This is a genomic window from Amycolatopsis sp. NPDC049868 (genome assembly GCF_044461365.1).
In the GTDB taxonomy this organism is placed as follows: Bacteria; Actinomycetota; Actinomycetes; order Mycobacteriales; family Pseudonocardiaceae; genus Amycolatopsis.
This window is the reverse complement of sequence record NZ_JBITKV010000006.1, coordinates 235,672-259,669: the sequence shown is the minus strand read 5'-3', so window position 1 is coordinate 259,669 and position 23,998 is coordinate 235,672. Positions and strand designations below refer to the sequence as shown.

Below are 23,998 nucleotides of genomic sequence, written 5' to 3'. Positions count from 1 at the left end.
CCGGGGCCGGAAGTGGCCGTGGTCTTTTAGGACCGGGACCTTCGGCCCTCAGCCGGCCACCCGCGGACCGGGGCCGGTCTCCCGGACCACGCGGTAACGAGGGTTCGCGCTCACCAGCGACTCCACCTCGCCGGGCAGGCCGTCGAGCGCCTCCTGGATGGCCGCGAGCCGGCCCGCGGTGTCCGACGTCTCTTCGAAATGCCGGTAGTCCTCTTCACTCGCCCAGCTGACCAGGTTGACGACCCGCGTCCCGTCCACGCTCGCGTGGAACCGGGCCGAGACGTAGCCCGGGTAGAACCGGACCCAGCGGTCCTGGATCCCGGCGAAGGCCTCCACCAACGCCGCCTGGGTCTCCGGCCCGTCGACCGCGTACTCGATGATCGAGTAGAAACCCTTGTCCTCACTCATGTTCACTCCTCGAAGCTGGTGATGAACCCAGCATTCGCCCTCGACCTAAGTGGAGATCAAGAGTGACCTGCCCGACATTTCGAACCCGGTGAACGGACGCCGCCCCGGCAAAGGTGGCGTGTCGCGAAAGCCACTTTCGCGACGTGTGATGTCCCGAAAGTGGCTTTCGCGTCCTACGCCCAGCGCGCTATTCGCGGAGTCCGATCGCCTCGATCGGCTTCGACCGCAGCGCCACGCGGGTGGCGAGGCCGAGCGTGACCAGTCCGAGCAGGATCGCCCCGGCGATGACACCGCCGAAGACGGTGACCGTGCCGGACGGCAGCGGTGTCCCGCGCAGGCCGAGGTTCAGCAGGATCAGGGGGATCCCCGCCACCACGGTGCCCAGCAACGCCGCGACGCCGACCGTCGCCAGCGCTTCGAACCGCATCATCCGCACCACCTGGCGTTTCGTGGTGCCGATCAGGCGCAGCAGCGCGAACTCCCGCGAGCGTTGCGCCGTGCTCATCACCAGTGTGTTCGCCACCGAGATCACGACGTAGCCGAGGATCACCCCGACGGCGACCAGGTTCACGTAGAACTGGGTGTCCTGCTGCCCGTTCGCGGGCGCGGCCACCGCCGATCCCGGCGTCATGGCCAGCCCCGGATAGCGGACCGCGAGCTCGTTCAGCGCGGCGGTCACGGCGGCGGAATCCGCGTCGGGTTGCCGCCGCACCAGCACCGAATCGTCCATCCGGTCACCGGTGTGCGCCCTCGCGAGATCGGCGGGCAGCACGTACCGGCCGAACGCCTGGTCACGGGTGTAGGTGGCGACCAGCCGCAGCTTCGCCGGAGCACCGTCACCGAAGAAGAACTCGACGTCGTCGCCGATCTTCTTCTCGTACCAATCGGCTTCCGATTCGCTCATCGCCACGGTGTTCCCGGTCAGGTCGGTGATCTTGCCCGACACGACGCCCAGGTCGAGGTTCCCGCGAACCTGCGCGCCGTCCAGTCCCTGCGCCGCGTACCGCTCGACGCGCAGCTTGTCCTCTTCCTGCACCGTGTTCAGCACCTCGGTGCGCACGACCGGGGTCGCGGCGGCGACACCGGGGACCCGCCGTGCCGCCTCGGCGACCTCCGGGGACAGCCCTCCGGTACCACTGGCGAGCACGTAGTCCGCCGTGGTCGACTCGACGGTCTCTTCCTGGCGTGCGGCCGCTGCCGAGGTCTGGCTGTAGAACATCGTCAGCGCGAACGAGACCGCCAGCATCACCGGCGTCACCGCGGCCGCCAGCCGTCGCGAGTTGGCCTGGCTGTTCGCGGCGGCCAGATAGCCGCTGATCCGCGAAATCCGGTTCAGCACCGGGGCGATCAGCCGGGTCATGAGGGCGACCACCTTCGGGCCGAGCACGGCCAGCCCGATCACGATCACCAGCGACGAACTTCCCGAAGCCGCGAGCCCCGCGTCACCGCGAAGGAAGATCGGAACCATCGACCCGCCGAAACCGGCCACCACCAGCGCACAGCCGACGATGAGACGCACCCGGCCGAGTTCGCGCCGCTCCACCGCGGCCTCGCCGAGCGCCTCCACCGGGCGGATCGACGACGGGCGCCGCGAAGCCGACCAGGCGGCCAGCCGCGCCGTGCCAAGGCCCAGCGCCAGCGCGGCGACGAGCGGGATCGGGCTGATCGCCAGTTCGAAGTCCGGCGGGATCACCCCGATGGCACCGAAGGCGTTCCTCAGGCCGAAGCCCACCGCCACCCCGAGAGCGCTGCCCAGCACGCCGGCGACCGAGGCGACCAACATCGTCTCGGCGCCGATGAGCTTGCGGATCTGCTGCGGTGTCGCCGCGATCGCCCGCAGCAGGGCGAACTCCCGGCGACGCTGGTTGATGACGAGTGCCAGGGTGCTGGCCACCACGAACACCGCGATGAGGAGCGCGAACCCGCCGAACGAACCCGCGAGCGCCATCAGCAGCATCCGGGTCTGGCTGACGTCGAGGAACTCGACCGTGCTGCGCTCGACCCCGGTCGTCACCGTCACCTTGTCGGAACCGACCGCGGCGCTGATCTTCTCGGCGAGATCACCCGGCCGGACGCCCGGCTCCGCCAGCACGCCGATCGCGTGTGCCTGTCCGGGAGTCCCGGCGAGTTCGGTCGCCTTCTCCGGCGAGAAGAACAGCGCGGACTGCCGGGCGAGACCGTCGCCGGTCTTCGGGGCGGCGATCCCGGAGACCCGGAAGTCGACCGGCGTCGAGCGGACGGCGATCTTCACCCGCTGCCCGACCGACACGCCGCTCCGTGCCGCCAGTTCCGCGTCCAGCACCACCTCGTCGGCACCGGCGGGCGCGCGGCCGTCCCGCAGGGAGAACGGTGCCAGCACGGCGGCGTCCCAGTTGTGACCGAGCGACTGGCCGCCTTCCGGCCCGTTCAGCGGCCTGCCGTCGGCGGTCACCACGGTGGCCGGGAAGCTCTGCTCCGCCACCGCACCACGGACCCCGGGCACGGCGGTGATCGCCCCGGTGAGCGTCACCGGCACCGACGCCTGCTCGGCGACCTGCTTGCTGTCGAGCGCGCCGGTTCCGGGCGGATCGACCGTCTGCCCGCCGCCCACGACGACCGCCGCGTCGGCGTATCGCTGGGTGGGGACACCGGCGCGCAGACCGGATTCCATCAGGACACCACAACCGGCGACCAGCGCCGTCCCGCAAAGGATCGCGACGAACGCGCCGACGAAACCACTCAAGCGGGTCTTGATCGTCTGCCAGGCCAGATCCCACATGACGTCACCACTCCCCGAGGTGGGTCATGCGCTCGGCGACCCGTTCCGGCGTCGGCGCCGGAAGGTGCCCCGCCAGCTTGCCGTCGGCGAGGAACAGCACGCTGTGCGCGGCCGACGCCGCGACCGGGTCGTGGGTGACCATCAGCACGGTCTGCCCCATGCCGTCCACAATGGAACGGAGGAGGTCGAGGACCTGTTTCGCGGTGCGCGTGTCCAGCGCCCCGGTCGGCTCGTCGGCGAGGACGACCTCCGGCCGGGTGACCAGCGCGCGGGCGATCGCGACCCGCTGCTGCTGGCCGCCGGAGAGCTCCGACGGGCGGTGTTCGAGCCGCTTCGCGATCCCGACACCCTCGACGATCTCGCGCAGCCACTGTGGGTCCGGTTTCTTCCCGGCCAGCCGCATCGGCAGGGTGATGTTCTGCAGCACGTTCAGAGACGGCAACAGGTTGTAGGCCTGGAAGACGAACCCGATGCGCGTTCTCCGCAGCTCTGTGAGCGCTTTCTCCCGCAGCCTGCTCAGTTCCGTGTCCCCCAGCAGCACCCGGCCCGAGCTCGGCTTGTCCAGCCCGGCCGCGCAGTGCAGAAAGGTGCTCTTACCCGAGCCCGACGGTCCCATCACCGCGGTGAACGTGCCCCGGCGCACTTCGACGGTCACCCCGTTCAAAGCCGTGACCGCGCCGTCGCCGGATCCGTAGACCTTGCTCACGGATTCCAGCGTCAAGGCGCACGCGCCCCCTGAATTCATCGTCGTTTCCCCTTAGCGGTGGTGATCTCTCTCGACTGAACCTACGGGCAGCGAGGTTCGCGATCGATCCCGCGTGAGGGAAGACTCGTGGTAGCGCTGGCACCACCACGAGACGGTCAGGCCATGGAGATCGCCGGCCTCCGGGCGGTGTGGCCGTTGGCGTTCTCCAGTGCGTGCGCGATCCCGAGCGCCCGCAGGTCGGCGTGATGCGGCGTGACCACCTGGACCCCGACCGGCAGCCCGTCGCCGGTGAAACCCGCCGGGACGGCCGTGGCCGGGCATTCCGTGGCCGAAATCAGATAGGCCGCCCGCATCCAGTGCAGGTAATCCTCCACTTCGGACCCACCCGCGGTCTTCGGGTACTCGAGCTCCGCGTCGAAGGGAAGTACCTGACTGGCGGGGAGGACGACGGCGTCCACTTCGGTGAAATAGGCGCGGACGCGGTGGAACAGTTCGGTGCGCAGTCGCGTGGCCTCGGCCACATCCGCTCCCGTGAGCGCGCGTCCTTTCGCGACATTCCACCGGACGGCCTGTTTGACCTTGTCCGGTTCGGCGTCGACCAGATCACCGACGGACTGCGCGTAGTTCAGGGCACGAAAGGTACGGAAGACCTCCTCGGCCCCGGTCAGATCCGGACAGCCCGAAACGACCTCGGCGCCGAGACCACGCAGCACTTCCACCTGGTCTTCCACGATCGCCGCGACCTCGGCGTCGACGGGTACCCGGCCGCCGAGATCGGGCGAGACCGCGATACGCAGTCCGTCCAATCGGGACGGTAGTCCGGCGGTGAACACGCTGCCGGGTTCGGCCAGTGACAGCGGAGCACGATCGTCGGGGCCCGCCTGAACGGACAGCAGCAGGGCCGTGTCGGCGACCGTGCGTCCCATCGGGCCTTGGACACCAAGGGTGAACCAGGCGTCCTTCGACGGCCAGGCCGGGACCCGACCAGGGCTCGGGCGGTGCCCGACGACGTTGCAGAACGAGGCGGGATTCCGCAGCGATCCGCCCATGTCGCTGCCGTCGGCCAGCGACGTCATCCCGGCCGCGAGCGCGGCGGCGGCACCTCCGCTCGAACCACCCGCCGAGCGGTCCGGCGCGTACGGATTGCGGGTCAGGCCGAACACCGGGTTGAAGGTGTGCGAGCCCGCGCCGAACTCGGGGACGTTCGTCTTGCCGAAGACGATCGCTCCCGCGGCGCGCATCCGGGCGACGACGAGATCGTCGGCGTCGGGAACGTTGTCCGCGAACGCGGGCGAGCCGAAGGTGGTGCGCAAGCCGGCCGTCGCGTGGAGATCCTTCACGGCGAGCGGAAGCCCGTGCAGGGGTCCGAGCGACCGCCCCGCCGCCCGCGCTTCGTCGGCCGCCGCGGCGGCGGCCCTCGCGCTCTCCTCGTCGATGCTGACGACGGCGTTCAGCACCGGGTTCAGCTCCGCCACGCGGTCGAGAGTGGCGTCGAGCAGTTCCCGCGCCGACAACTCGCCGGAGGCCAGCAGCCCGGCCTGGGTGGTGGCGGACAGATCGTTGACAGCGCTCACGCGCGGACCTCCTCGTCGTCAGGGACAGGGTAGGGAAAACCTTCAGCGGGGGAACGGGTTCCTCCACTAGGCGCGATCCCTGCTCCTTCCTACCTTGGGACGAACGTTGCCGGGGAGGGGCGCAACGTCGACCGCCCGTCACCGTTCAAGGAAGAGCGCGCATGACAGCATCCACCGCTCCACCCAGGACCACCTCGACCCAGACCCGCCGGCTCGCGATCGGCGCGGGCGCCGGGACGTCGCTGGAGTTCTTCGACTTCTCCATCTACACGGTCGCCTCCGCGCTGGTCTTCCCCAAGGTGTTCTTCTCCGGCGACACCGATCCCTGGTTCGCCTCGTTCATGAGTCTGGCCACCTACACGATCGGCTACGTCGTCGCGCCGCTCGGTGCGATCGTGATGGGCTGGGTGGGCGACCGCTACGGCCGCCGCCGCGCCATGCTCATCACCTTCTACCTCATGGGCGCGGCCACCGTCCTGATGGGTCTCTTGCCCGGCTACGCCACCATCGGTGTGGCGGCGCCGTTCCTGCTCGTCCTGTTGCGCCTGGTGCACGGTTTCTCCCGGGGCGGCGAGCTGGGCGGGGCGTCGGTGCTCGCCGTCGAGCACGCGCCGCCGTCACGACGGGCGGCGTTCGGCGCCTTCGTCGCCTTGGGCTCACCACTCGGCGCGCTGCTGGCGAACCTCGCCTTCGTGCTGATCTTCTACTTGCCGCAAGGGGTCATCACCAGCTGGGGCTGGCGGATCCCGTTCATCGCGGGCGCGGTCGTCCTCGCCATCGGAGTCTGGGCGCGGCGGGCGCTGGAGGAATCGCCCGTGTTCCACGAGCTCGCGGCCAGCAAACTGGACAAGAAGATCGTCAAACTGCCGATCTGGAACGTCATCCGCGACAACTGGGGCAGGCTGCTGCTCGCCGCCGGCGCGAACACCGGGCTCAACGGGGTCATGTTCGTCCTGGCCGGGTTCATGCTCTCCTACGCCGCCGGCCCCGCGCCGAAGGGCCTCGGCCTGGACATCCAGGACGTGCTGTGGTGCACGCTGCCCGGACTCGCGCTCCACGCGGTGACGGTCGTGCTCGGTGCCCGGGTCTCCGACCGGCTGGGCCGCAAACCCGTGATGCTCGCGGCGGCCGTCGCGGTCCTGGCGTACATGTTCGTGCTCTTCCCGATCGCCCGGGTCGGCACGCTGACCGCATGGGCGCTCGCCATCGCCGGTGGTTTCGCCCTCACCGGCTTCCTGTTCGGCCCGCTGATCACCTATCTGACGGAACTGTTCACGCCCGAACAACGGCAGTCCGGCGCCGGGCTGGCGTACCAGATCGGCGCGGTGCTCGGCGGCGGTCTCGCGCCGTCGATGGCGAACCGGCTCATCGAATGGACCGGCACCTCGACGTCGGTCGGCTACTACCTCGCGGGCGGGATGGCCCTGACCGTCGTCTGCCTGCTGGCCCTTCCCGAAACCGCACCCGTGAGGACCCATCGATGAACGACGAACTCACCGAACTCCGGCGCCGCGTCGAGGTACTGGAGGCGGAGGCCGAGATCCGCCGCGTTCAGGCCCGCTACATGTTCCTCTGCGACACGCCGTGCCCGGAATACGGCGTCACCGACGACGACCAGCGCATCGACCTGATCCTCGACCTGTACGCCGAGGACGCCGTCTGGGAAGGCGTCGGCGAGCACTACGACGGGCAGTTCGGCCGCGCGGTGGGCAAGGACCGGATCCGGGCGCATTTCGCCCGGTTCTGGGGTGAGAAGCGGGATCCGGCGCTGGTCCTCAACGCGCACTACCTGACTTCGGAGCAGATCCACGTCGACGGCGACCGGGCCGATGGGCAATGGATCCACGTCCAGCCGTGGCTGTACGCCGACGGGACGGGACTGCTGCGATCGAGCAGGCTCAACAACACGTTCCGGCGCCACGACGGCCGCTGGCTCATCACCCGCACGCGGACCGAGAACGTCTTCATCGCTCCGCTGCCCGCGGGGTTCGCTTCGGACTTTCCGGCGGCTTCGGTGCTGATGGCTTGATCGCATGCCAAGTACATGAAGGCCCCCATCCTTGCGCCTAAGTACAGGAAGGGGGCCTTCATGTACTTCAGCTACCCAACCCGGCTCGTGAGTGGCGTTTCGGGCTGAACGACCCGTGTCTACACCGTGACCTGGTGCTGAAGGACATCGCGCACCAGCGTGCCGAGACTGTCCGACTCGGTCTTGGCCTTGATCCGGGCCCGGTGCACGTCGACGGTCTTCACGCTCGTGCCCAGCTGGCGCGCGATCAGCTGGCTGGGCAGACCGTCGATCACCAGCCGCAGCACCTCCCGTTCGCGCGGGGTCAGGGTCGCGATCCGCTCGGCGACGGCTTTGCGGCACGCGGCCTCCGAGAACCGTTCCGCCGCGACCACCAGCTGTGCCTGGACGACCTCCAGCATCCGCTGCGGCTCGTACGGCTTCTCGAGGAAGTCGACGGCGCCCAGGCGGAGCGCCCGCACGGACATCGGGATGTCGCCGTGCGCGGAGCAGAAGATCACCGGGGCCGGGAATTCCCGGGCGACCAGCTTCTCCTGCAGCTGCAAGCCGCTGAGCCCCGGCATCCGGACGTCGATGATCAGCACGCTCGGCTCGTCGGGGTCGAATTCTTCCAGGAACGTCGGCCCGTCCGGGTAGACGAGCGCCTGGATGCCGACGCTCTCCAGCAGGAACACCAGGGATTGGCGGATGGCCTCGTCGTCGTCGACGATGTAGACCACCGGCGACGTCTCGCCGCCGGACGCGGAATCGGTGGTGACCATGGAGAGCTCCTTACCATGAATCCCCGGCGAGCACCCGCTCCGCCCAGCAGGCGTGCCCGAGCAGTTCGTCCTCCCCGCCGTGACGGCCGACGAGTTGCAGTCCGAGCGGCAGACCCGCCGCGTCGGTGAATCCGGGCAGGGCGACCACGGGCAGGCCGAGTGCCTGCCAGCCCCGGCTCAGCACCGGGTTACCGGTCGCCTCCAGCCCGCGTGGCGCCGCTCCGGGCGCGGCCGGGCCGAGCACGACGTCGTAGGCGTCGAACATCTCGGCCAGACGGGCGGAGCCGTCGGCGATGGTGGCCCGGGCGGTTTCGTACTCGTCGGCCGAGGTCCCGGCACCGGCCTGGAGAAGCTGCGCCAAGGGAGCACTCAAGCGCTCGGCCACGGCGAGTTCGGCGGTCCTTTCCCGGGCCGCCTCGTAGGCCATCACCACGGGATGTGCGGCCGTGAGCTCGGCCATCAGCCGTTCGTCGCGGAACGGCTCGACGATCGCCCCGGCTTCCTGCAGACGCTTCGCCGCTTGAGTCAGCGCGTGCCGCATCGGTGCTTCGACGACGTCGAGCGCGGCAGCGGACCACACCAGGACCCGCGGCGGACGCAGTTCCTGTGCGGGCTCGCCGGTCAGCGCAGGCCATGCGATCGCGAGGTCGGCGGCCGTGGCCGCGAAGACGCCGTGGCTGTCCAGGCTGGGGCTCAACCCCGTCACCCCGGTGACCGGGTACCGGCCGTGGCTCATCACCAGCGAGGCGACCCCGCAGTACGACGCCGGCCTGGTGACCGACCCGGCGGTCTGCGAACCGAGCGCCAACGGCACTTGCCCGGACGCGACCGCGACGGCCGATCCGCTCGACGAGCCGCCTGGGGTGTGGCCGGGGACCGCGGGATTCAGAGTCGGGCCAGGAGCGAAGAAGGCGAACTCGGTGGTGACCGTCTTTCCGAGCGGAATCGCCCCGGCCGCGCGCCACTCAGTCAGGATCGCCGCGTCCGCCGTCGCCGGGGTGGCCTCCGCGCGCAGGGCCGAACCGCAGCGGGTGGGCAGGCCCGCCAGATCGATGATGTCCTTGACCCCGAGCGGTACGCCGCCAAGCACCCCGGTGCCAGGCTGGAACGCCACTAGTTCGACCCAGGCGCGCAGATCCGCGTCCGTCTCGGCGATCCGCGCCAATGCGCGTCGCGAAGCCGCCTCCGGGGTGGTCCGCCCTTGCCGCAGGTCCTGGACGAGTTCACGCAGCGACCAGGGTCGCGTGAGCTTCACTCGTCCTCCCAAGCGGCATCCGCTTCCCAATAGTCCACGCCGCCGGCGCTGACCGCGTGCCGCCATTCCGACGTGCGCCTCAGCCGGGGTTCGACCCGCGCCGTCACTTCGTCGGCGGCGTCGGGACCGTCGGCCGGGACCTGCCAATGGACCCAGTTCAGCTCACGGCCCTCGGAGTCGTGCACGAACAGATCCACATGGCGCCAGCCGTACCCGTGGGTGTCGTTGTAACACATCAACGTGGTGCGCTCGTTCACGGCGCGATCCGGTGGAATTCGCGCCGGAAGTAGGCGAGGCCCCCGGCGTCCTCGTCGACGAAGACGTCCTCGACCTCGACGAAGAGCACCGTGTGCGTGCCCTGGGTGAACTCTGCGCCGACCTGTCCGATCAGGACGGCGGCCGCGTCGCGGACGACGGGGATGCGGAACCTGTCGTGATCCCAGACCTCGAACCGGAACCGGTCGAGCATCGGCACGTCCGTCGCGCCGGCGAATTGCAGGGCGAGGTCCTCGTGCTGGGAGGCCAGGACGTTGATGGCCATCCTGCCGTTGGTCCGGAAGATGTCGTGTGTGTAGCTCGACTGGTTGACGCAGACCAGCAGGGTCGGCGGTGAGTCGGTGACCGAGCAGACCGCGCTCACCGTGATGCCGGCGCGGCCGCTGACGCCGTCGGTGGTGACGATGTTGACAGCCGTCGAAAGGTTCGCCATCGCCGCGCGAAACCGTCGCTGGGTGGTGGTCAGCTCATCGGGCATACCTCGACGCTAGAGCCGTGGCCGAAACCGGCGATATCCCGAGTTCCACCGCGCCGCCTGAGGATTTCCCTTACGTGGCCAGTGGCAGGGCGAACCCGAACCGCGAGCCACCGCCGTCCCGCCGCTCGGCCCAGATGCTTCCGTGCTGCCGGGTGATGATGCGATGGCTCAGTGCCAGCCCGATCCCGCTGCCTCCGGGTTTGCTGGTGAAGGACTCGACGAAGGGATCCCTGGCGATGCCGCGGCCGTGATCGTCGACGGTGAGGACGCCGGCCCCCTCATCGGCCCGTGTGCCCACCGTGATCCGCCGCTGCACGGGCTCGCATTCCGCGGTCTCGTCGATCGCGTTGAGACACAGGTTCATCACCACCTGCCCGGTGAGGACGCGTTCGCACCGCACCAGCACCGGCGCCGGATCGAGCCGGACCTCGATGGCGACGGAGTTCGGCGCGGCGCTCAGCTCGATGAAGTACAGGCACTCCCGGACGATCTCGTTCAGGTCGACCACCTGCTCGACCTGTTCCAGATGCCCGACGAACGAGCGCAGTGAACCGACGATCTCCTTGGCCCGGTCGATCTGGCGAGCCACGCTGTCCAAGCCGTAGCCCATCTGCTCACGGACGTCACCACCGTCCGCCATCGTGGCGGCACGCGCCCGGATGCCCGCGATGAAGTTCGCCGCGGCGGCCAGCGGCTGGCCGAGTTCGTGCGCGATCGCCATCGCCATGTCCCCCATGGCGTTGTAGCGCGCCAAGTAGTTCTCGTGCCGCAGTTCCAGCTCTCGCCGCGCTTCGCCGCGGACGCGCTCGGACACGTCGTGCAGGATCATCAGATACGCGTCGACCTCGGACTCGGAAAGCCGCTCCAGGCTCCCTTCCAGCCAGGTCGCGCTCTCCCCCGGCAACTCCAGCTGCACCGGCCCGACCGGATCGGCGCCGGCGACCACCTCGGCCCAGCGCACCGGCCTGCCGCCCAGGTACAGCCGCGCGTACGCGGTCAGTGGCTCCCCGGCCAGCCGATCGTCGTCGCCGGTCAGGCCGAGGAAGGTCAGCGCGCTGTCCGTGGCGAACCGCACCGCGCCGGCGGCGTCGAGCATGAACGCCACGGTCGAGGTGTGCCGTGCCAGCGCGTCGACGTACGACGTCGTCAGCTTCAGCTCTCGTTCGATCTCCTCAGCGCGCTGGATGTCGCGGAACTGGACCATCACCGCCGGTCCGCGCGCCAGCTCGACCCGGATGGCGACCGCGTCGGTGGGGATGACCCGGCCGGATTTGCTCCGGTAGTGCCACACGATCCGGCTCGAACCGTGTTCCACCGCGGCCTGGAGCCACGCCCGTCCGATGACCCGGTCGTACTGCTGGGCGGAGCTGCTCATGTGGTTGGCCTTGAGCGGGCGCAGCTCCGAAAGGCTGAATTCGAGCATTTCGCACGCGGCGGGATTGGCCCACAGGATGTTCTTGGTCACCGCGTCGTGGACGAGCACGCACACCTTCGAAGCGTTCATCATCGCCACGAAGTCGCCGGTTGCCAGCTCGGGCGCGATCGGGTCGACCTCCACGGCCTCAGCATAGGAGTTCGCCACCTGGCCCTCCGGTAAGGATTTCCCCTACCCCTCTGCGTGGGAATCCCGGCCGTCGGCAGGCAATGACCAATGGCCACGCGCGGCGGTGATCCCTAGCGTCGGAGACATCTTCCCTACGACGCGAGGAGCGCCCGATGGCCCAGATCCAGGAGAGCCCGGCCGTGACACTCGACGATGTCCTGGCCGAACTCCCTGAGCGCCGTCAGGAGTTCCGCGACCAGCGGTACGTCTCCCGCGACTTCGTCGACCGGCTCAAGGCGGCAGGCGTCTACCGTTCCGCGACGCCGGAACGGTTCGGCGGCAAGCCCCTGCCCCCGGCCGAGTTCCTGCGGATGGTGGAGCGGATCTCCGTCGTCGACGGATCCACCGGCTGGGTGGCCAGCTTCGGCTCCGCGCTGGTCTATCTCGCGGCACTGCCCGTCGAGACGCAGGCCGAGCTGTACGCCGACGGTCCGGACGTGTGCTTCGCCGGTGGCCTCTTCCCCGTGCAACGCGCCGAGCCCACCGCCTCCGGCTTCCTGGTCGACGGGCGCTGGAAGTTCGCGAGCGGCTGCATGGGCGCGGACGTCCTGGGCGTGGGGATCCCCGGGGACGACACGACCGCCGGGAAGCCTCGCACCGCCCTGCTGCGGCCCGAGCAGGTCGAGATCATCCAGGAGTGGGACGTCGTCGGGATGAAGGGCACCGGTTCCTTCGACCTGGTCGTCGACAAGGTGGAGGTCCCACGGGAGTGGACGTTCATCCGCGGCGGTGAGCCCACCATCGACGAGCCGTTGTACCGCTACCCCACCCTCGCGTACGCCTCCCAGGTCCTGGCGGTCGTCGGAGCGGGTGTCGCCCGCGCGGCGCTCGACTTCGCGACCGAGGTCGGCAGCGGCCGTTCGGGCGTCACGGGCGCGCCGAAACTCGCCGACCGCGCCTACTACCGGACGGGACTGGCCGAAGCCGAGGCGACGATGCGCTCGGCGCAGGCGTACTTCTACGAGGTCACCCACGAGGCGTGGCAGACCGTGCTGGACGGCGATCCCGTGGCGCCGCACCAGAACGCCCATCTCCGGCTGGCCTCGACCCATCTCGCGAAGACCGCCGCCGAGACCGTCAACCGGGTCATCGGCCTGTCCGGGACGGGCGCCATCGCCAACGACCACCCGCTGCAATGGCTGCTCGGCGACGCCCTCGTCCCGCAGCAGCACGCCTTCCTCGGCCCGGCCATGTACGACGCCGCGGGTGCCGTGCTGATGGGCCATCCGCCCACCGTTCCCGGCTTCCAGTGACCCACCACCGACCGCTGACGAGGAGTTGGACCACCACCATGAGCGATACCCCGCTGCGCGTGCTGTTCTGCATCGGTATCAACCAGAACTTCTTCGACCTTCCGGAAGGCGGCGTCACCGCCGGCGACGTCTGGACCGCCTTCGTCGCGCTGATGGACGGCATCAAGGGCCTGCCCGGGGTGGACTTCATCGGTGACATCGACGACGACTCCCATATGGTCGGCCCGTCCGGCGGGTGGCCGTGGACCTGTTACCTGCTCTGCGACGTCGACACGCAGGAAACCGTCAAGAAGGCATGCGACTTCCTGCGCACCACTCCGGTCGGCGACAGCCCGTGGAAGCTGTGGAAGTACGCCAAGATCGAAGCGCGCATCGGCCGCGCCCTCACTCCTCGCGAATACCGGGGCTGATCGCGATGACCGAATTCACCGCCGCCACCGTGTACGACCTGCCGCCCGCGGACCTCGTCCTCGGCGACCGGGTCGCCGGCCGGATGTACACCGACCCCGCGATCTTCGACCAGGAGATGACGAAGATCTTCGAGCGGACCTGGATCTGGGTCGCCCACGAATCGGAACTGCCCAAGGCAGGCAGTTTCAAGTCGACCCACGTCGGACGGCATCCGGTCATCGTCACCAAGGACCGCAAGGGTGAGATCCGCACGCTCGTGAACCGCTGCCGCCACCGGGGCGCGTCGCTCTGCGAGAAGAAGTCCGGTCATGCCAACGGGTTCACCTGTCCCTATCACGCCTGGTCCTACGGGCTGGACGGCAAACTGCGCGGCATCCCTTATCCCGACGGGTACGAGGGCGTCATGGACAAGGCGGATCTCGGGCTGAAGACCCTGCGCACCGAGTCCTACGGCGGGATGATCTTCGCGACCCTGAACGCCGACGCCGAACCGCTGGCCGACTTCCTCGGCGACGTCAAGCTGTGGATCGATCGCTTCATGGCGCAGGGCGGCGGCTATCCGGTGAAGGTGCTCGGCACCCACCGGTTCACCTATCGGGGCAACTGGAAGATCCAGCTGGAGAACACCACCGACGGGTACCACTTCCCCATCGTGCACCGGTCCTGGATGGCCTCGGTCGACGCCGAGACCGCCGAGATGATGTCGTTCATGACCGATCCGACGGCGGTCACCCACGACCTCGGCAACGGCCACTCGGTGATGCAGATGGTCCCCGAACACTCCGATCTGGACGCGGACGACGGCAGCGAGCCGCTCCAGCCGCGGTTCGACGGCCTGGTCGCCCGGCTCGAAGCCGCGGGGGTGGACGAGGCCGAGATCCGCAGGCTCGTCCGTGCCGTGCACGGCACGGGGTTCAACCTCAACCTGTTCCCGAACGTGTCGATGTCGATCTCGTTCTTCCGGGTGTTGCGGCCGATCAGTGTCGACGAGACCGTCATCGAGCACGTCGCCCTCGGCAGCGACGGCCCGGCCGAGATCGTCGGGCCGGTCAACCGGGAGCGGCTGCGCGCCCACGAGCATTTCCAGGGGCCGTTCGGGTTCGGCACTCCGGACGATTCCGAGGGCTGGGACCGGGTGCAGCGCGGCGCCCAGGGCGCGCCCGAGCTGCCGATCATGGTCAACCGCGGTCTGGGTCGCGAGAAGCCCTCCGCCGAGGGCTGGCCGACCAGCCACGTCACCGACGAGACCGGAATGCGGGCGGCGTACGCCCAATGGAAGCGGATGATGAGCGATGACTGAGACCCTCACCGATCCGCGGGTGGTCCGCGCGATCGAGCTGGCCTGGCGCGAGGCCGCGCTGCTGGACGCCAAGGAATACGAGGCCTGGCAAGGGCTTTACGCCGACGACGGGATGTACATCATCCCGATCGAACGCGATGCCGACGACTTCGACGACGTCCTCAACATGGTCCACGACGACGCCCGGATGCGCGGGTTGCGCGTGCGGCGGATGACCGAGGGCTACGCGATCGCCGCGGTGGACTCGGCGATCACCGTGCGGACCGTCTCGCGTTTCATCCCCACGGACGTCGGCGACCGTTCGGTCACGCTCAAGGCCGCACAGATCATCGTGGCGTACAAACGCGGCCGTCACGACCTCTGGGCCGCGGACGTCGACTACGTCGTCCGCCTCGGCACCACCGGCGACGAGGACCGCTTCGCCCGCAAGGTCGTCCGGCTCGTCAACGCCGACGAAGCCGTTCCCGCCGCGGGATTCCTGCTGTGAGCGGCACCGCGCCGGTCGCCGTGATCACCGGCGGGGCGACCGGGCTCGGCGAGCAGATCGTCCGGCGCCTGCACGGCGGCGGCCACCGGGTGGCGATCGCCGACCTCGACGAGGCGGCCGCGAACCGGCTCGCGACCGAATTGGACCGGACCGGGGCGCACGCCCAGAGTTACCGCGTCGACGTCGCCAGCCGCCCGGCCATCGATCAGTTGCTCGCGTCGGTACTCGGCGATTTCGGCGGGGTTCAGGTGCTGGTCAACAACGCCGCCCGCACCCAGGCGCGGCCGTTGCTGGAGATCACGCCGCAGGAGCTCGACGAGGTGATGGCGGTGAACTTCAACGGCACCTTCCACGCCTGCCAGCTGTTCGGCGCGCATATGGCCGAAGCCGGATACGGCCGGATCGTCAACCTGGCCTCGCTGGCCGGGCAGAACGGCGGCACCTCGACCGGCGGGCACTACGCGTCCTCCAAGGGCGCGATCCTGACGGCGACCAAGGTGTTCGCCCGTGAGCTCGCCGCGCGGGGGGTCACGGTGAACGCGGTCTCCCCCGGACCGCAGGACAGCCCCATGGTCCACCGGATCGTCGGCGAGGAGAACCTCGCGAAGCTGACGGCCGGTATCCCGGTCGGACGGCTGGGCAGCATGACGTTCATCGCCGAGATGGTGGCGCTGCTCGCCTCCCCCGAAGCCGCCTCCGTCACCGGCGCCTGCTGGGACGCCAACGGCGGCCTGTTCATGCGCTGACCAGGAGGCACCCAGATGACGAACGTCCTCTTCCGCGTCGTCGAAATCATCGAAGAGACGCCGGAAATCCGTACCCTGCGGCTGGTCCGGCAGGACGACGAGCCGCTGCGCGTCCGTTACCGGGCGGGGGCGCACGTCGACGTGGTCGGCCCGACCGGGGTGCTGCGGCAGTATTCGCTGTGCGGCGCCCCCGACGACCCGCGTTCCATCCTGATCGCGGTGAAACGGGAACCGGAGTCGCGCGGTGGATCCGCGGCGATGCACCAGGTCTCGGTCGGCGATCACCTCAAGATCAGCGAGCCGCGCAACCTGCTGACCGTCGCCGAAGACGCGGACCGGCACGTCCTCGTCGCGGGCGGTATCGGCATCACGCCGCTGCTTTCGATGGCCTACGAGCTCTACACCTGGGGCAGCGAATTCGAGCTGCACTACTTCGCGCGCTCGCGGGAAACCGCGGCGTTCGTGGAACTTCTCGAAGAACGGGTGGAGTTCGCCGACCGGATCCGGCCGCATTTCGGCGTCCCGCGCGGCGAACATCCCGCCATCCTGCGGACGATCGCCGAGGGCCTGACATCGGCGACGCACGTCTACACCTGTGGTCCGGACGGTTTCATGCGACAGGTCGGCGACGTGCTCGGCCCGGTCGTCGGCGCGGACCACGTGCACGTCGAACATTTCGAAGCCGCCGAAGTGGACACCTCCGGCGACCGTCCCCTCACCGTCGAACTCGACACCGGTGAGGAGTTCGAGGTACCGGCGGGGAAATCGATCCTGGCGGTCCTCGAGGACAACGGCATCGAAGTGTTCAAGTCCTGCGAGGAAGGCATTTGCGGCTCGTGCGTGTCCGGTGTGCTCGAAGGCACCCCGGATCATCGCGACAACTGCCTGACCGCCGCCGACCGCGAAGGCCAGATGGCCCTTTGCGTCTCACGCGCGCTCACCGACCGGCTCGTCATCGAGCTGTACTGAGCGACCACCGTTTGGCGAATAGCCGGGCGATGGGCGCCGCTGGCACGCTGGACCCGGTCCGCTCCGCCGAGAAAGGGTGATCCCCGGTGACGCGTCCCCTGGTTCTGGACCCGAACGGCCAAGACATCCACGCCGAGAACGAACGCCTTCGCGAACATGGCCCGATAACCCGGGTGGAGTTGCCAGGCGGTGTCGTGGCCTGGTCGGTGACCGGCTACGAACTGCTGCGTGACCTGCTCGGCGACCCGCGGGTTTCCAAGGACGCCCGGCAGCACTGGCCGGCCCTGGCCGAGGTCAGCACGGATTGGCCGTTGCTGGTGTGGGTCTCCGTGCGGAACATGTTCACCGCTTACGGCGCCGACCACAAACGGCTCCGTTCGCTCGTGACGCAGGCTTTCACGGCGCGCCGGATCGCCACGCTGGAGCCATGGATCACCCGGATCGTCACCGATCTGCTGGACGGGCTCGCGGCCCTGCCCGAAGACGAACCCGTCGATCTGCGGGAGAACTTCGCCTATCCGGTGCCCATCGAAGTGATCTGCCACCTGTTCGGGGTACCGGACTCGGCTCGCGGCAGACTGCGTCACTCGGTCGACGTCTTCTTCCGGACTTCGGCGAGCCAGGACGCGATGTTGGCCGCCTACCAGGACATCCACTCGATCTTCACCGAACTCGTGGCCGCCAGACGGGAGAACCCCGGCGAGGATCTCACCACCGCGCTCATCGCCGCACAGGCCGACGGCGCCCGGCTCGACGAAGCCGAACTGATCGACACTCTCATCCTGTTCATCTCGGCGGGGCATGAGACCACCGTGAATCTCCTCGACCAGGCGATCACCGCGCTGCTGACCCATCCCGATCAGCTCGCCCTGCTCCGCTCCGGGCAGGTCTCCTGGACTGACGCGATCGAGGAAACCTTGCGGTGGCAGGCACCTGTGGCGAACCTGCCGTTGCGCTACGCCGTCGAGGACATCGCTGTCGCCGACGTGGTCATCCGGCAGGGCGACGCGATTCTCGCCGGCTACGCCGCCGCCGGACGTGACCCGGAACTGCACGAGCACGACGCCGACGCGTTCGACGTCGCGCGCGAGGACAAAGCGCACATCGCTTTCGGCTTCGGAGCGCACTACTGCATCGGCGCACCGCTGGCCCGGCTGGAGGCGGCGATCGCTCTTCCGGCCCTGTTCGAGCGTTTCCCGGAGATGGCCCTCGCGGCCGGCCCGGAGGGGCTACGGCACCTGGACTCGTTCATCTCCAACGGTCACCGCGTGCTGCCGGTGCGGCTTGATCGCGGGCCAAGTACATGAAGGCCCCCTTCCTTGCGCCTAAGTACAGGAAGGGGGCCTTCATGTACTTCAACTGCCCAACCTCAAGACCGCCCGCGGAATCTCGCGGCCAGCGCGGCGATCGGCGACCGCCGCACCCGAACCGGCAGCGCGCCGGACGTGATGTCCTCCAGCAAGGTCGCCACGGTCTCCCGCGCACAAGTGCGGTTCGCGCCGATTCCGCCCGAAGGACCGCGTTTGATCCAACCGACCACGTAGGCGCCACTGAGCCCCTCGACGCGACCGGCGGTGTTCGGGATCGTGCCGCGGTCGTCGTCGAACGGGAGCCCCGGCACCGGCACACCTCGATAGCCGACAGCGCGGACGACCTGACCGGCGGCGATTTCCACCGGCCCGCCCTGCCCCGTGACGCGCAGGCCGCGCACCTGGGTGTCGCCGATGATCTCGGCCGGCGCGGAGTGGAAGCGCAGGACGATCCGGCGCGAGTCCCCGGCCGGAGGCGCGGTCCAGTCGACGGTCTCGCGGCCGAGTTCGCGCAGCAGCGCCGCTTTGCCGTCGGCCGCGTCGATCGCGGCCGTGGTTCGCGGGTCCGCGTCGTCGACGACGAGTGGCACGTCATCGCGCCCTGCCAAGGCGAGCAGCTCCGGCGACGTGTACGCGGCGTCCTCCGGCCCGCGCCGGGCGAGCAGCACGACTTCCCGGATCTTGCTGGTACGCAACCGTTCCAGCGCGTGCGGGGCGATCGTCGTGCCGGCGAGGTCGTCGGGGTCGGCGGTGAGGATCCGGGCCACGTCCAGTGCGACGTTCCCGGTGCCGACCAGTACGACACGTTCCGCGGACAGGTCCACCGCGTTCGCGGGCACGTCCGGATGGCCGTTGTACCAGCCGACGACCGTGGTCGCGGCGATACTGCCGGGCAGATCCTCGCCGTCCAGGCCGAGACCACGCGCGGAGGAGGCACCGACCGCGTAGACGACGGCGTCGTGACGCTCGGCCAGCTCGTCCACCGACACGTCGCGACCGATCTCGGTGCCCAGGCGCATCCGCAGCCGCGGGTGTTCGTGAAACCGCGAGAAGGTCTCGCCGATCCGCTTCGTGGCGGGGTGGTCCGGGGCGACGCCGTAGCGGACGAGTCCGCCCGCGACCGGCAGCCGGTCGATCAGCGTGACCCGCGCGTTCGTGTGGAGCAGCAGGTCCTCCACGGCGTACATGCCGGCCGGACCGGTGCCGACGACGGCGATGTCCGCGGGTGCGAAGTCGCTCGGGATGGCCCGGTCGAACGTCGGCGGGCCCCACTGGTGAAAGTTCGGCGCCGGATCCGCCGAGGCGACGGGCTCGCGGTCGGCGTAGAAGGCCGCGTTGATTCCCGCGTAGACCTGCAGCGGTCCGGTCAGCAGATCCGCCGGGAAGATGGCGTCCACCGGGCAGGCGTCCGCGCAGGCCCCGCAGTCGATGCAGGTGGCCGGGTCCACGTAGAGCATCTCGGTGGTGCCGAAGTCGGGTTCGTCCGGCGTCGGGTGGATGCAGTTGACCGGGCAGACGGACACGCAAGTGGCGTCGTTGCAACAGGTCTGGGTGATCGCGAAGGCCATGTCAGATCAGGTTCGCCCGCTTGTAGAACACCAGCGCCGGGCGGGTGAGCAGACCGCACGAGCCGAGGAACTCCATCAGGCCGGCACAGCTGGACCGCATCATCGCCTTGTGGTGCTCGTTGGCCTTCGCCTCGCGCAAAGCGCGCTTCGGGTCGAGCCCCGCATACTTGTAGACGTCGCGGTTGATCATGCTGCTGACGATGAAGTACGAAGCGATCGCGATGACCAGCGCGTTGATCCGGCGGCGCAGGAAGCCCGCGCCCTCCAGTTGCTCCCGCGTCTCCTCCCTGGCGAACTTCATGTGCCGGGACTCTTCGACCACGTGGATGTTGTTGATGGTGCGCACGAACGGGACCACGCGCTCGTCGCGCATCCAGTCGCGCTGCATGACGTCGAGGACCTCTTCGGCGACGAGGATCGCCGCGTACGCCGCTTCGCCACTGGCCGTCGCCTTGAAGACCCGGCCGAGTTCGACGGCCAGCTTGCGCGGGCGGTACGGCGGCGCGCCGAGCTTCGCCGCGCCGCGGGCGAACATGATCGAGTGACGGCATTCGTCCGCGATCTCGGTCAGCGCCCACTGGAACGCCGGATCGGTCGGGTCCTTGGCGTAGAAGTCGCGCAGCACCATCTGCTGCAGGATCATCTCGAACCAGATGCCGGTGCTCGCGACCGAAGCGGCTTCCTGGCGGGTGAGCTCCTTCTGCTGCTCCGGGCTCATCTCGCCCCAGTAGCTCGTGCCGTAGAGGGTGCTCCACTCCGGACTGGCACCGTGGAAGTCCTTGTCCAGCGGCGTCTCCCAGTCCACCTCGGTGGCCGGGTCGTAGGACAGCATCGCGGACGAATCGAGGAGCCGCTGCGCGGTCTCGTGGCGGCCTGCCCCGGCCGTTCGCGGCACATCGGTGCTGGTCATACGGACCTCCCTGACGACGTCGACAGAGTGCGCGGCTACCTGTTACCGCGATTCACTGTTACTCAAGGTAACATATACGAGCAGTCCACGAAAGAAGGGGAAATCCGCCCATGACCGCGCCCCGCCGCATCGCCACCTTCGACCACGACGGACTCGTCTTCGATGTCCGGGACACCGGACCGCTCGACGGCGACGTCGTCGTCCTGCTGCACGGTTTCCCGCAGACCGGCGCCTCCTGGACCGACACCGCGGCCCAGCTCCACCAGCGGGGATACCGCACGATCGTGCCCGACCAGCGCGGCTACTCACCCCGCGCACGCCCGCGGGGCCGCTTCGCCTACCGATCCAGCCGTCTGGTGGCCGACACCGTCGCCCTCATCGACACCCTCGACACCGGGCCGGTCCATCTCGTCGGACACGACTGGGGTGCCGTCGCCGCCTGGTCGACCGCGGCCCGGCGACCAGACCTGGTCACATCTCTGACCACCGTGTCGGTCCCCCATCCCGGGGCGTTCCTCCGCGCGATGCTCTGCAGCGACCAGCTCGTCCGGTCGTACTACATGTTCCTCTTCCAGCTCCCCTGGCTGCCCGAACTCGCCATCCGGAGCCGGCCACGCGTACTGGAACGCACGCTGGCAGGCACCGGGATGACACCCGCCCAGATCGACCAGGTCCGCCAGGACATCGTCCGCGGCGGAGCCCTCACCGGCGGCTTGAACTGGTACCGCGCGATGGTCTTCAACCACCCGGCCGCCCTCCGCGCCCGGGTCACCGTGCCGACCACCCACGTCTGGAGCGACGGCGACACGGCCCTGTCCCGGCGAAGCGCCGAACTCGCCGGCCAGTATGTCGACGCCGCCTACCGGCTCGAAATCCTGACCGGCGTCAGCCACTGGATCCCCGAGGAGGCGGCCACGACGCTGGCCGCCATCATCGACCGCACCGCGACCGGCGCCACTAGTCGACCGGCGTGACCTCGGCCATCTCCGACCACGCGTCACCGTCGAGGTTCTGGTAGTTGATCCGCGGCTTCTCGGCGACGACGGTCGCCATGAACGGGAAGAACTCCTGGGCGTGCCGCGTGGCGACGTGGGCGTCACCCGCGGCGCTGTCGGCGAAGACCTCGACCAGGACGAACTCGTTCTCGTCACCGGCGTTCTGGTAGTAGTCGAACGAGACATTGCCGGGTTCGCCGCGCACCTGCTGCGTGTAGCGCTCGATACCCGCCAGCCATTCGGTTCGCTTCTCGGGGCGGATCTGTGCCTTGAGGACGATGAGGATCATGGCCCGAGTATCGCAAAGCGGGCCTTCACGCGCTCCGCTCCGAGGCCGCCGGCGACCGGATGAAAGACTGTCCGGGTGATCACCCGGCTCCGGTCCTGTTGGTCCGCGATCCGGTACCTGGCGGTCGGCGCGGCTTCCTCCATGTTCGCCTGGTTCGTCCTCGTCGGCATGCTGTTCGTGCTGATGATGTGCCCGTTCGGCGTCGGGATCCCGGCAGTGCCCGTCGCGCTCCGGCTGATCAGGCATCCGGTCAACTTCGAACGACGGCGGGCCGCCCGCCTGCTGGGCGAGCCGATCCCCGAGCCGTACCGGTCGGGGAACCCGGTGACCGACCCGGCGTCGCGGCGGGATCTGGGCTGGCTCGCCTTCCACGGCGCCACCGGTTTCGTCATCGGCATCTTCGCCGTCGCCCTGCCGCTCGGCGGGCTCCGCCAGCTCGTCACGGCGCTGGTGTGGCAAACGGTGCCCGGCGGGGTGGAAAGCTCCCTCGGTTTCGTCGTGACGTCCTGGCCACTGGCGATCCTCAGCGTCGTCACCGGCGTCGCGATGATCGCGCTCGTGTTCCTGACACCGGCGGTGGCCCGGTGGCAGGCCTCCGTCGCGCGCAGGCTGCTCGCGCCGGCGGCCGGGGTCGTGCTGACCGACCGCGTCGTCGAACTCGCCGCGTCGCGGGCCGCCGCGCTGGAGGCGCACGGCGCCGAGCTCCGTCGCCTCGAACGCGACCTGCACGACGGGACACAGGCGAGGATCGCCGCGGTGGTCCTGCAATTGGGGATCGCCGATTCGCTTTTCGACAAGGATCCGCAGCGGGCGAGGGAGTTACTGGGCAAGGCGCAGGACACCGCGACCGGCGCGCTCGCCGAACTCCGGACCGTCGTGCGCAGCATCCACCCGCCGCTGCTGACCGACCGCGGCCTCGACGGCGCCGTCACCGCGCTGGCCGACCGCTGCCCGGTTCCGTGCACTGTGGACGTTCGCAGCAGCAGCCGTCGTCCCGCCGCCGTCGAAGCGGCCGCCTACTTCGTCGTCGCCGAGATGCTGGCGAACATCACCAAACATTCCGGCGCCGAACACGCCTCGATCACCCTCGACGGCACCGCGGACACCCTGCTCATCGAAATCCGCGACGACGGCCACGGCGGCGCCGACGAATCAGGCGGCAGCGGCCTGTCCGGGATCCGCAAGCGGGCCGAGGCCTTCGACGGGACCTTGAAACTGTCGAGCCCCGCCGGTGGGCCGACCGTACTGAAAGTGGAGTTGCCATGCGGGTCGTGATCGTCGAGGACGACGCACTGCTGCGCGAAGGCCTGGTGATGCTGCTGAACACCTCGGGCATCGACGTCACCGCCGCGGTCGACGACGTGGACGAGTTCCTCGAACTGGTCACCAAGGACCGGCCCGACGCGGTGATCACCGACGTCCGGCTGCCACCGACCCACACCGACGAAGGCCTCCGCGCCGCCGTCAAGGCACGGAAGATGTACCCCGGGCTTCCCGTGCTCGTGCTGTCCGCGCACGTCGAAACCAGTTACGCGGCCGAACTCCTGGCCGACGGCAAGGGCGCTGTCGGGTATCTGCTCAAAGAGCGCGTCGGGAAGGTCGAAAAGTTCCTCGACGCGCTGGACCGGGTCGTCAAGGGCGGGACGGCCATGGACCCCGAGGTGATCACCCAGCTGATGGCGCACCGCCGCGCGACCGACCCGCTCGAAGTGCTGACCGCGCGCGAGCGCGAGGTGCTCGGGCTGATGGCGGAGGGCTACAACAACACGACGATCGCCGAACTGCTGGTGGTGAGCGACGGCGCGGTGCACAAGCACATCCGGAACATCTTCGCGAAGCTCGGGTTGCCGGAGGACAGCGGGCATCGGCGGGTCTTGGCCGTGCTGGCCTACCTGGGCGGGAAGAGCTGAGG

General features: G+C 69.3%; 24 protein-coding genes. 12 read left to right on the top strand and 12 right to left on the bottom strand.

Annotated features, from left to right (window positions below):
* Positions 1–48: 48 nt before the first annotated feature.
* The 4 genes from ACIBTM_RS25580 to ACIBTM_RS25565 all read right to left on the bottom strand — a co-directional run bounded on the left by ACIBTM_RS25580 (position 49) and on the right by ACIBTM_RS25565 (position 5,446).
* A complete protein-coding gene (locus ACIBTM_RS25580; RefSeq protein WP_395879649.1) occupies positions 49–408 on the bottom strand; it encodes an antibiotic biosynthesis monooxygenase family protein in 360 nt (119 codons plus the stop codon).
* Positions 409–595: 187 nt separating this feature from the next.
* On the bottom strand, positions 596–3,166 hold the full coding sequence (locus ACIBTM_RS25575) for an FtsX-like permease family protein (protein WP_395879648.1): 2,571 nt from the start codon (positions 3,164–3,166) through the stop codon (positions 596–598).
* A 4-nt stretch (positions 3,167–3,170) separates the two neighbouring features.
* Positions 3,171–3,911 carry an ABC transporter ATP-binding protein gene (locus tag ACIBTM_RS25570; protein ID WP_395879647.1) on the bottom strand — a complete coding sequence of 247 codons (741 nt, stop codon included), beginning with the start codon at positions 3,909–3,911 and terminating at the stop codon, positions 3,171–3,173.
* Between the two features lie 116 nt (positions 3,912–4,027).
* On the bottom strand, positions 4,028–5,446 hold the full coding sequence (locus tag ACIBTM_RS25565; RefSeq protein ID WP_395879646.1) for an amidase: 1,419 nt from the start codon (positions 5,444–5,446) through the stop codon (positions 4,028–4,030).
* A 161-nt stretch (positions 5,447–5,607) separates the two neighbouring features.
* On the opposite strand from ACIBTM_RS25565, the gene ACIBTM_RS25560 reads away from it, so the two are divergent.
* Positions 5,608–6,930 (top strand): MFS transporter, encoded by a 1,323-nt coding sequence (locus ACIBTM_RS25560; protein ID WP_395879645.1) that lies wholly within the window; start codon positions 5,608–5,610, stop codon positions 6,928–6,930.
* Positions 6,927–7,475 carry a nuclear transport factor 2 family protein gene (locus ACIBTM_RS25555; RefSeq protein ID WP_395879644.1) on the top strand — a complete coding sequence of 183 codons (549 nt, stop codon included), beginning with the start codon at positions 6,927–6,929 and terminating at the stop codon, positions 7,473–7,475. The genes ACIBTM_RS25560 and ACIBTM_RS25555 overlap by 4 nt, the downstream gene beginning before the upstream one ends.
* A 119-nt stretch (positions 7,476–7,594) precedes the next feature.
* Here the strand turns inward: ACIBTM_RS25555 and ACIBTM_RS25550 are convergent, their stop codons facing one another.
* From ACIBTM_RS25550 to ACIBTM_RS25530, 5 genes are all read right to left on the bottom strand, one after another.
* Positions 7,595–8,236, bottom strand: a complete 642-nt coding sequence (locus ACIBTM_RS25550) for a response regulator transcription factor (protein WP_395879643.1) — start codon at positions 8,234–8,236, stop codon at positions 7,595–7,597.
* A gap of 10 nt (positions 8,237–8,246) precedes the next feature.
* Complete coding sequence (locus ACIBTM_RS25545) at positions 8,247–9,491, bottom strand: amidase (RefSeq protein ID WP_395879642.1); 1,245 nt, start codon at positions 9,489–9,491, stop codon at positions 8,247–8,249.
* The gene (locus tag ACIBTM_RS25540) at positions 9,488–9,748 is read right to left on the bottom strand and encodes a hypothetical protein (protein WP_395879641.1); all 261 of its coding nucleotides are present in this window, start codon (positions 9,746–9,748) and stop codon (positions 9,488–9,490) included. The genes ACIBTM_RS25545 and ACIBTM_RS25540 overlap by 4 nt, the downstream gene beginning before the upstream one ends.
* Positions 9,745–10,245, bottom strand: coding sequence for a flavin reductase (locus ACIBTM_RS25535; protein ID WP_395867015.1), 501 nt, complete (start codon positions 10,243–10,245; stop codon positions 9,745–9,747). Before ACIBTM_RS25535 ends, ACIBTM_RS25540 begins: the two co-directional genes overlap by 4 nt.
* A 70-nt stretch (positions 10,246–10,315) precedes the next feature.
* Complete coding sequence (locus ACIBTM_RS25530) at positions 10,316–11,803, bottom strand: ATP-binding protein (RefSeq protein WP_395879639.1); 1,488 nt, start codon at positions 11,801–11,803, stop codon at positions 10,316–10,318.
* A 158-nt stretch (positions 11,804–11,961) separates the two neighbouring features.
* Here ACIBTM_RS25530 and ACIBTM_RS25525 point away from each other — a divergent pair, with 158 nt between their 5' ends.
* The 7 genes from ACIBTM_RS25525 to ACIBTM_RS25495 all read left to right on the top strand — a co-directional run bounded on the left by ACIBTM_RS25525 (position 11,962) and on the right by ACIBTM_RS25495 (position 18,321).
* Complete coding sequence (locus tag ACIBTM_RS25525) at positions 11,962–13,101, top strand: acyl-CoA dehydrogenase family protein (protein WP_395879637.1); 1,140 nt, start codon at positions 11,962–11,964, stop codon at positions 13,099–13,101.
* 38 nt (positions 13,102–13,139) lie between these two features.
* Positions 13,140–13,511 carry a hypothetical protein gene (locus tag ACIBTM_RS25520; RefSeq protein ID WP_395879636.1) on the top strand — a complete coding sequence of 124 codons (372 nt, stop codon included), beginning with the start codon at positions 13,140–13,142 and terminating at the stop codon, positions 13,509–13,511.
* Positions 13,512–13,516: 5 nt separating this feature from the next.
* Positions 13,517–14,812 carry a Rieske 2Fe-2S domain-containing protein gene (locus ACIBTM_RS25515; RefSeq protein WP_395879634.1) on the top strand — a complete coding sequence of 432 codons (1,296 nt, stop codon included), beginning with the start codon at positions 13,517–13,519 and terminating at the stop codon, positions 14,810–14,812.
* Complete coding sequence (locus ACIBTM_RS25510) at positions 14,805–15,299, top strand: aromatic-ring-hydroxylating dioxygenase subunit beta (protein WP_395879633.1); 495 nt, start codon at positions 14,805–14,807, stop codon at positions 15,297–15,299. Before ACIBTM_RS25515 ends, ACIBTM_RS25510 begins: the two co-directional genes overlap by 8 nt.
* Positions 15,296–16,045: an SDR family NAD(P)-dependent oxidoreductase gene (locus ACIBTM_RS25505; protein ID WP_395879632.1), complete on the top strand. Its 750-nt coding sequence runs from the start codon at positions 15,296–15,298 to the stop codon at positions 16,043–16,045. Before ACIBTM_RS25510 ends, ACIBTM_RS25505 begins: the two co-directional genes overlap by 4 nt.
* Before the next feature lie 15 nt (positions 16,046–16,060).
* Positions 16,061–17,014: a PDR/VanB family oxidoreductase gene (locus ACIBTM_RS25500; RefSeq protein ID WP_395879631.1), complete on the top strand. Its 954-nt coding sequence runs from the start codon at positions 16,061–16,063 to the stop codon at positions 17,012–17,014.
* A gap of 86 nt (positions 17,015–17,100) precedes the next feature.
* On the top strand, positions 17,101–18,321 hold the full coding sequence (locus ACIBTM_RS25495; protein WP_395879630.1) for a cytochrome P450: 1,221 nt from the start codon (positions 17,101–17,103) through the stop codon (positions 18,319–18,321).
* Positions 18,322–18,383: 62 nt separating this feature from the next.
* Here ACIBTM_RS25495 and ACIBTM_RS25490 read toward each other — a convergent pair whose 3' ends face one another.
* Both ACIBTM_RS25490 and ACIBTM_RS25485 read right to left on the bottom strand, forming a co-directional pair.
* Positions 18,384–19,892: an FAD-dependent oxidoreductase gene (locus ACIBTM_RS25490; protein WP_395879629.1), complete on the bottom strand. Its 1,509-nt coding sequence runs from the start codon at positions 19,890–19,892 to the stop codon at positions 18,384–18,386.
* 1 nt (position 19,893) lies between these two features.
* On the bottom strand, positions 19,894–20,802 hold the full coding sequence (locus tag ACIBTM_RS25485; RefSeq protein ID WP_395879628.1) for a diiron oxygenase: 909 nt from the start codon (positions 20,800–20,802) through the stop codon (positions 19,894–19,896).
* Between the two features lie 110 nt (positions 20,803–20,912).
* On the opposite strand from ACIBTM_RS25485, the gene ACIBTM_RS25480 reads away from it, so the two are divergent.
* Positions 20,913–21,776: an alpha/beta fold hydrolase gene (locus tag ACIBTM_RS25480; RefSeq protein WP_395879627.1), complete on the top strand. Its 864-nt coding sequence runs from the start codon at positions 20,913–20,915 to the stop codon at positions 21,774–21,776.
* Here the strand turns inward: ACIBTM_RS25480 and ACIBTM_RS25475 are convergent.
* Complete coding sequence (locus tag ACIBTM_RS25475; RefSeq protein ID WP_395879626.1) at positions 21,760–22,086, bottom strand: putative quinol monooxygenase; 327 nt, start codon at positions 22,084–22,086, stop codon at positions 21,760–21,762. The two genes, ACIBTM_RS25480 and ACIBTM_RS25475, sit on opposite strands and share 17 nt — an antisense overlap.
* 75 nt (positions 22,087–22,161) lie before the next feature.
* On the opposite strand from ACIBTM_RS25475, the gene ACIBTM_RS25470 reads away from it, so the two are divergent.
* Together ACIBTM_RS25470 and ACIBTM_RS25465 are read left to right on the top strand one after the other, a co-directional pair.
* The gene (locus tag ACIBTM_RS25470; protein WP_395879625.1) at positions 22,162–23,361 is read left to right on the top strand and encodes a sensor histidine kinase; all 1,200 of its coding nucleotides are present in this window, start codon (positions 22,162–22,164) and stop codon (positions 23,359–23,361) included.
* Positions 23,349–23,996 carry a response regulator gene (locus ACIBTM_RS25465; protein WP_395879624.1) on the top strand — a complete coding sequence of 216 codons (648 nt, stop codon included), beginning with the start codon at positions 23,349–23,351 and terminating at the stop codon, positions 23,994–23,996. The genes ACIBTM_RS25470 and ACIBTM_RS25465 overlap by 13 nt, the downstream gene beginning before the upstream one ends.
* The last annotated feature ends 2 nt before the right edge of the window (positions 23,997–23,998 follow it).

Bases quoted from the DNA above. Each gene is read 5' to 3' on its own strand.
- ACIBTM_RS25465 (WP_395879624.1), top strand. From the start codon at position 23,349: ATGCGGGTCGTGATCGTCGAGGACGACGCACTGCTGCGCGAAGGCCTG.
- ACIBTM_RS25550 (WP_395879643.1), bottom strand. From the start codon at position 8,236: ATGGTCACCACCGATTCCGCGTCCGGCGGCGAGACGTCGCCGGTGGTC.
- ACIBTM_RS25485 (WP_395879628.1), bottom strand. From the start codon at position 20,802: ATGACCAGCACCGATGTGCCGCGAACGGCCGGGGCAGGCCGCCACGAG.
- ACIBTM_RS25500 (WP_395879631.1), top strand. From the start codon at position 16,061: ATGACGAACGTCCTCTTCCGCGTCGTCGAAATCATCGAAGAGACGCCG.
- ACIBTM_RS25515 (WP_395879634.1), top strand. From the start codon at position 13,517: ATGACCGAATTCACCGCCGCCACCGTGTACGACCTGCCGCCCGCGGAC.
- ACIBTM_RS25580 (WP_395879649.1), bottom strand. From the start codon at position 408: ATGAGTGAGGACAAGGGTTTCTACTCGATCATCGAGTACGCGGTCGAC.
- ACIBTM_RS25480 (WP_395879627.1), top strand. From the start codon at position 20,913: ATGACCGCGCCCCGCCGCATCGCCACCTTCGACCACGACGGACTCGTC.
- ACIBTM_RS25490 (WP_395879629.1), bottom strand. From the start codon at position 19,892: ATGGCCTTCGCGATCACCCAGACCTGTTGCAACGACGCCACTTGCGTG.
- ACIBTM_RS25555 (WP_395879644.1), top strand. From the start codon at position 6,927: ATGAACGACGAACTCACCGAACTCCGGCGCCGCGTCGAGGTACTGGAG.
- ACIBTM_RS25525 (WP_395879637.1), top strand. From the start codon at position 11,962: ATGGCCCAGATCCAGGAGAGCCCGGCCGTGACACTCGACGATGTCCTG.
- ACIBTM_RS25535 (WP_395867015.1), bottom strand. From the start codon at position 10,245: ATGCCCGATGAGCTGACCACCACCCAGCGACGGTTTCGCGCGGCGATG.
- ACIBTM_RS25520 (WP_395879636.1), top strand. From the start codon at position 13,140: ATGAGCGATACCCCGCTGCGCGTGCTGTTCTGCATCGGTATCAACCAG.
- ACIBTM_RS25575 (WP_395879648.1), bottom strand. From the start codon at position 3,166: ATGTGGGATCTGGCCTGGCAGACGATCAAGACCCGCTTGAGTGGTTTC.
- ACIBTM_RS25475 (WP_395879626.1), bottom strand. From the start codon at position 22,086: ATGATCCTCATCGTCCTCAAGGCACAGATCCGCCCCGAGAAGCGAACC.
- ACIBTM_RS25560 (WP_395879645.1), top strand. From the start codon at position 5,608: ATGACAGCATCCACCGCTCCACCCAGGACCACCTCGACCCAGACCCGC.
- ACIBTM_RS25570 (WP_395879647.1), bottom strand. From the start codon at position 3,911: ATGAATTCAGGGGGCGCGTGCGCCTTGACGCTGGAATCCGTGAGCAAG.
- ACIBTM_RS25510 (WP_395879633.1), top strand. From the start codon at position 14,805: ATGACTGAGACCCTCACCGATCCGCGGGTGGTCCGCGCGATCGAGCTG.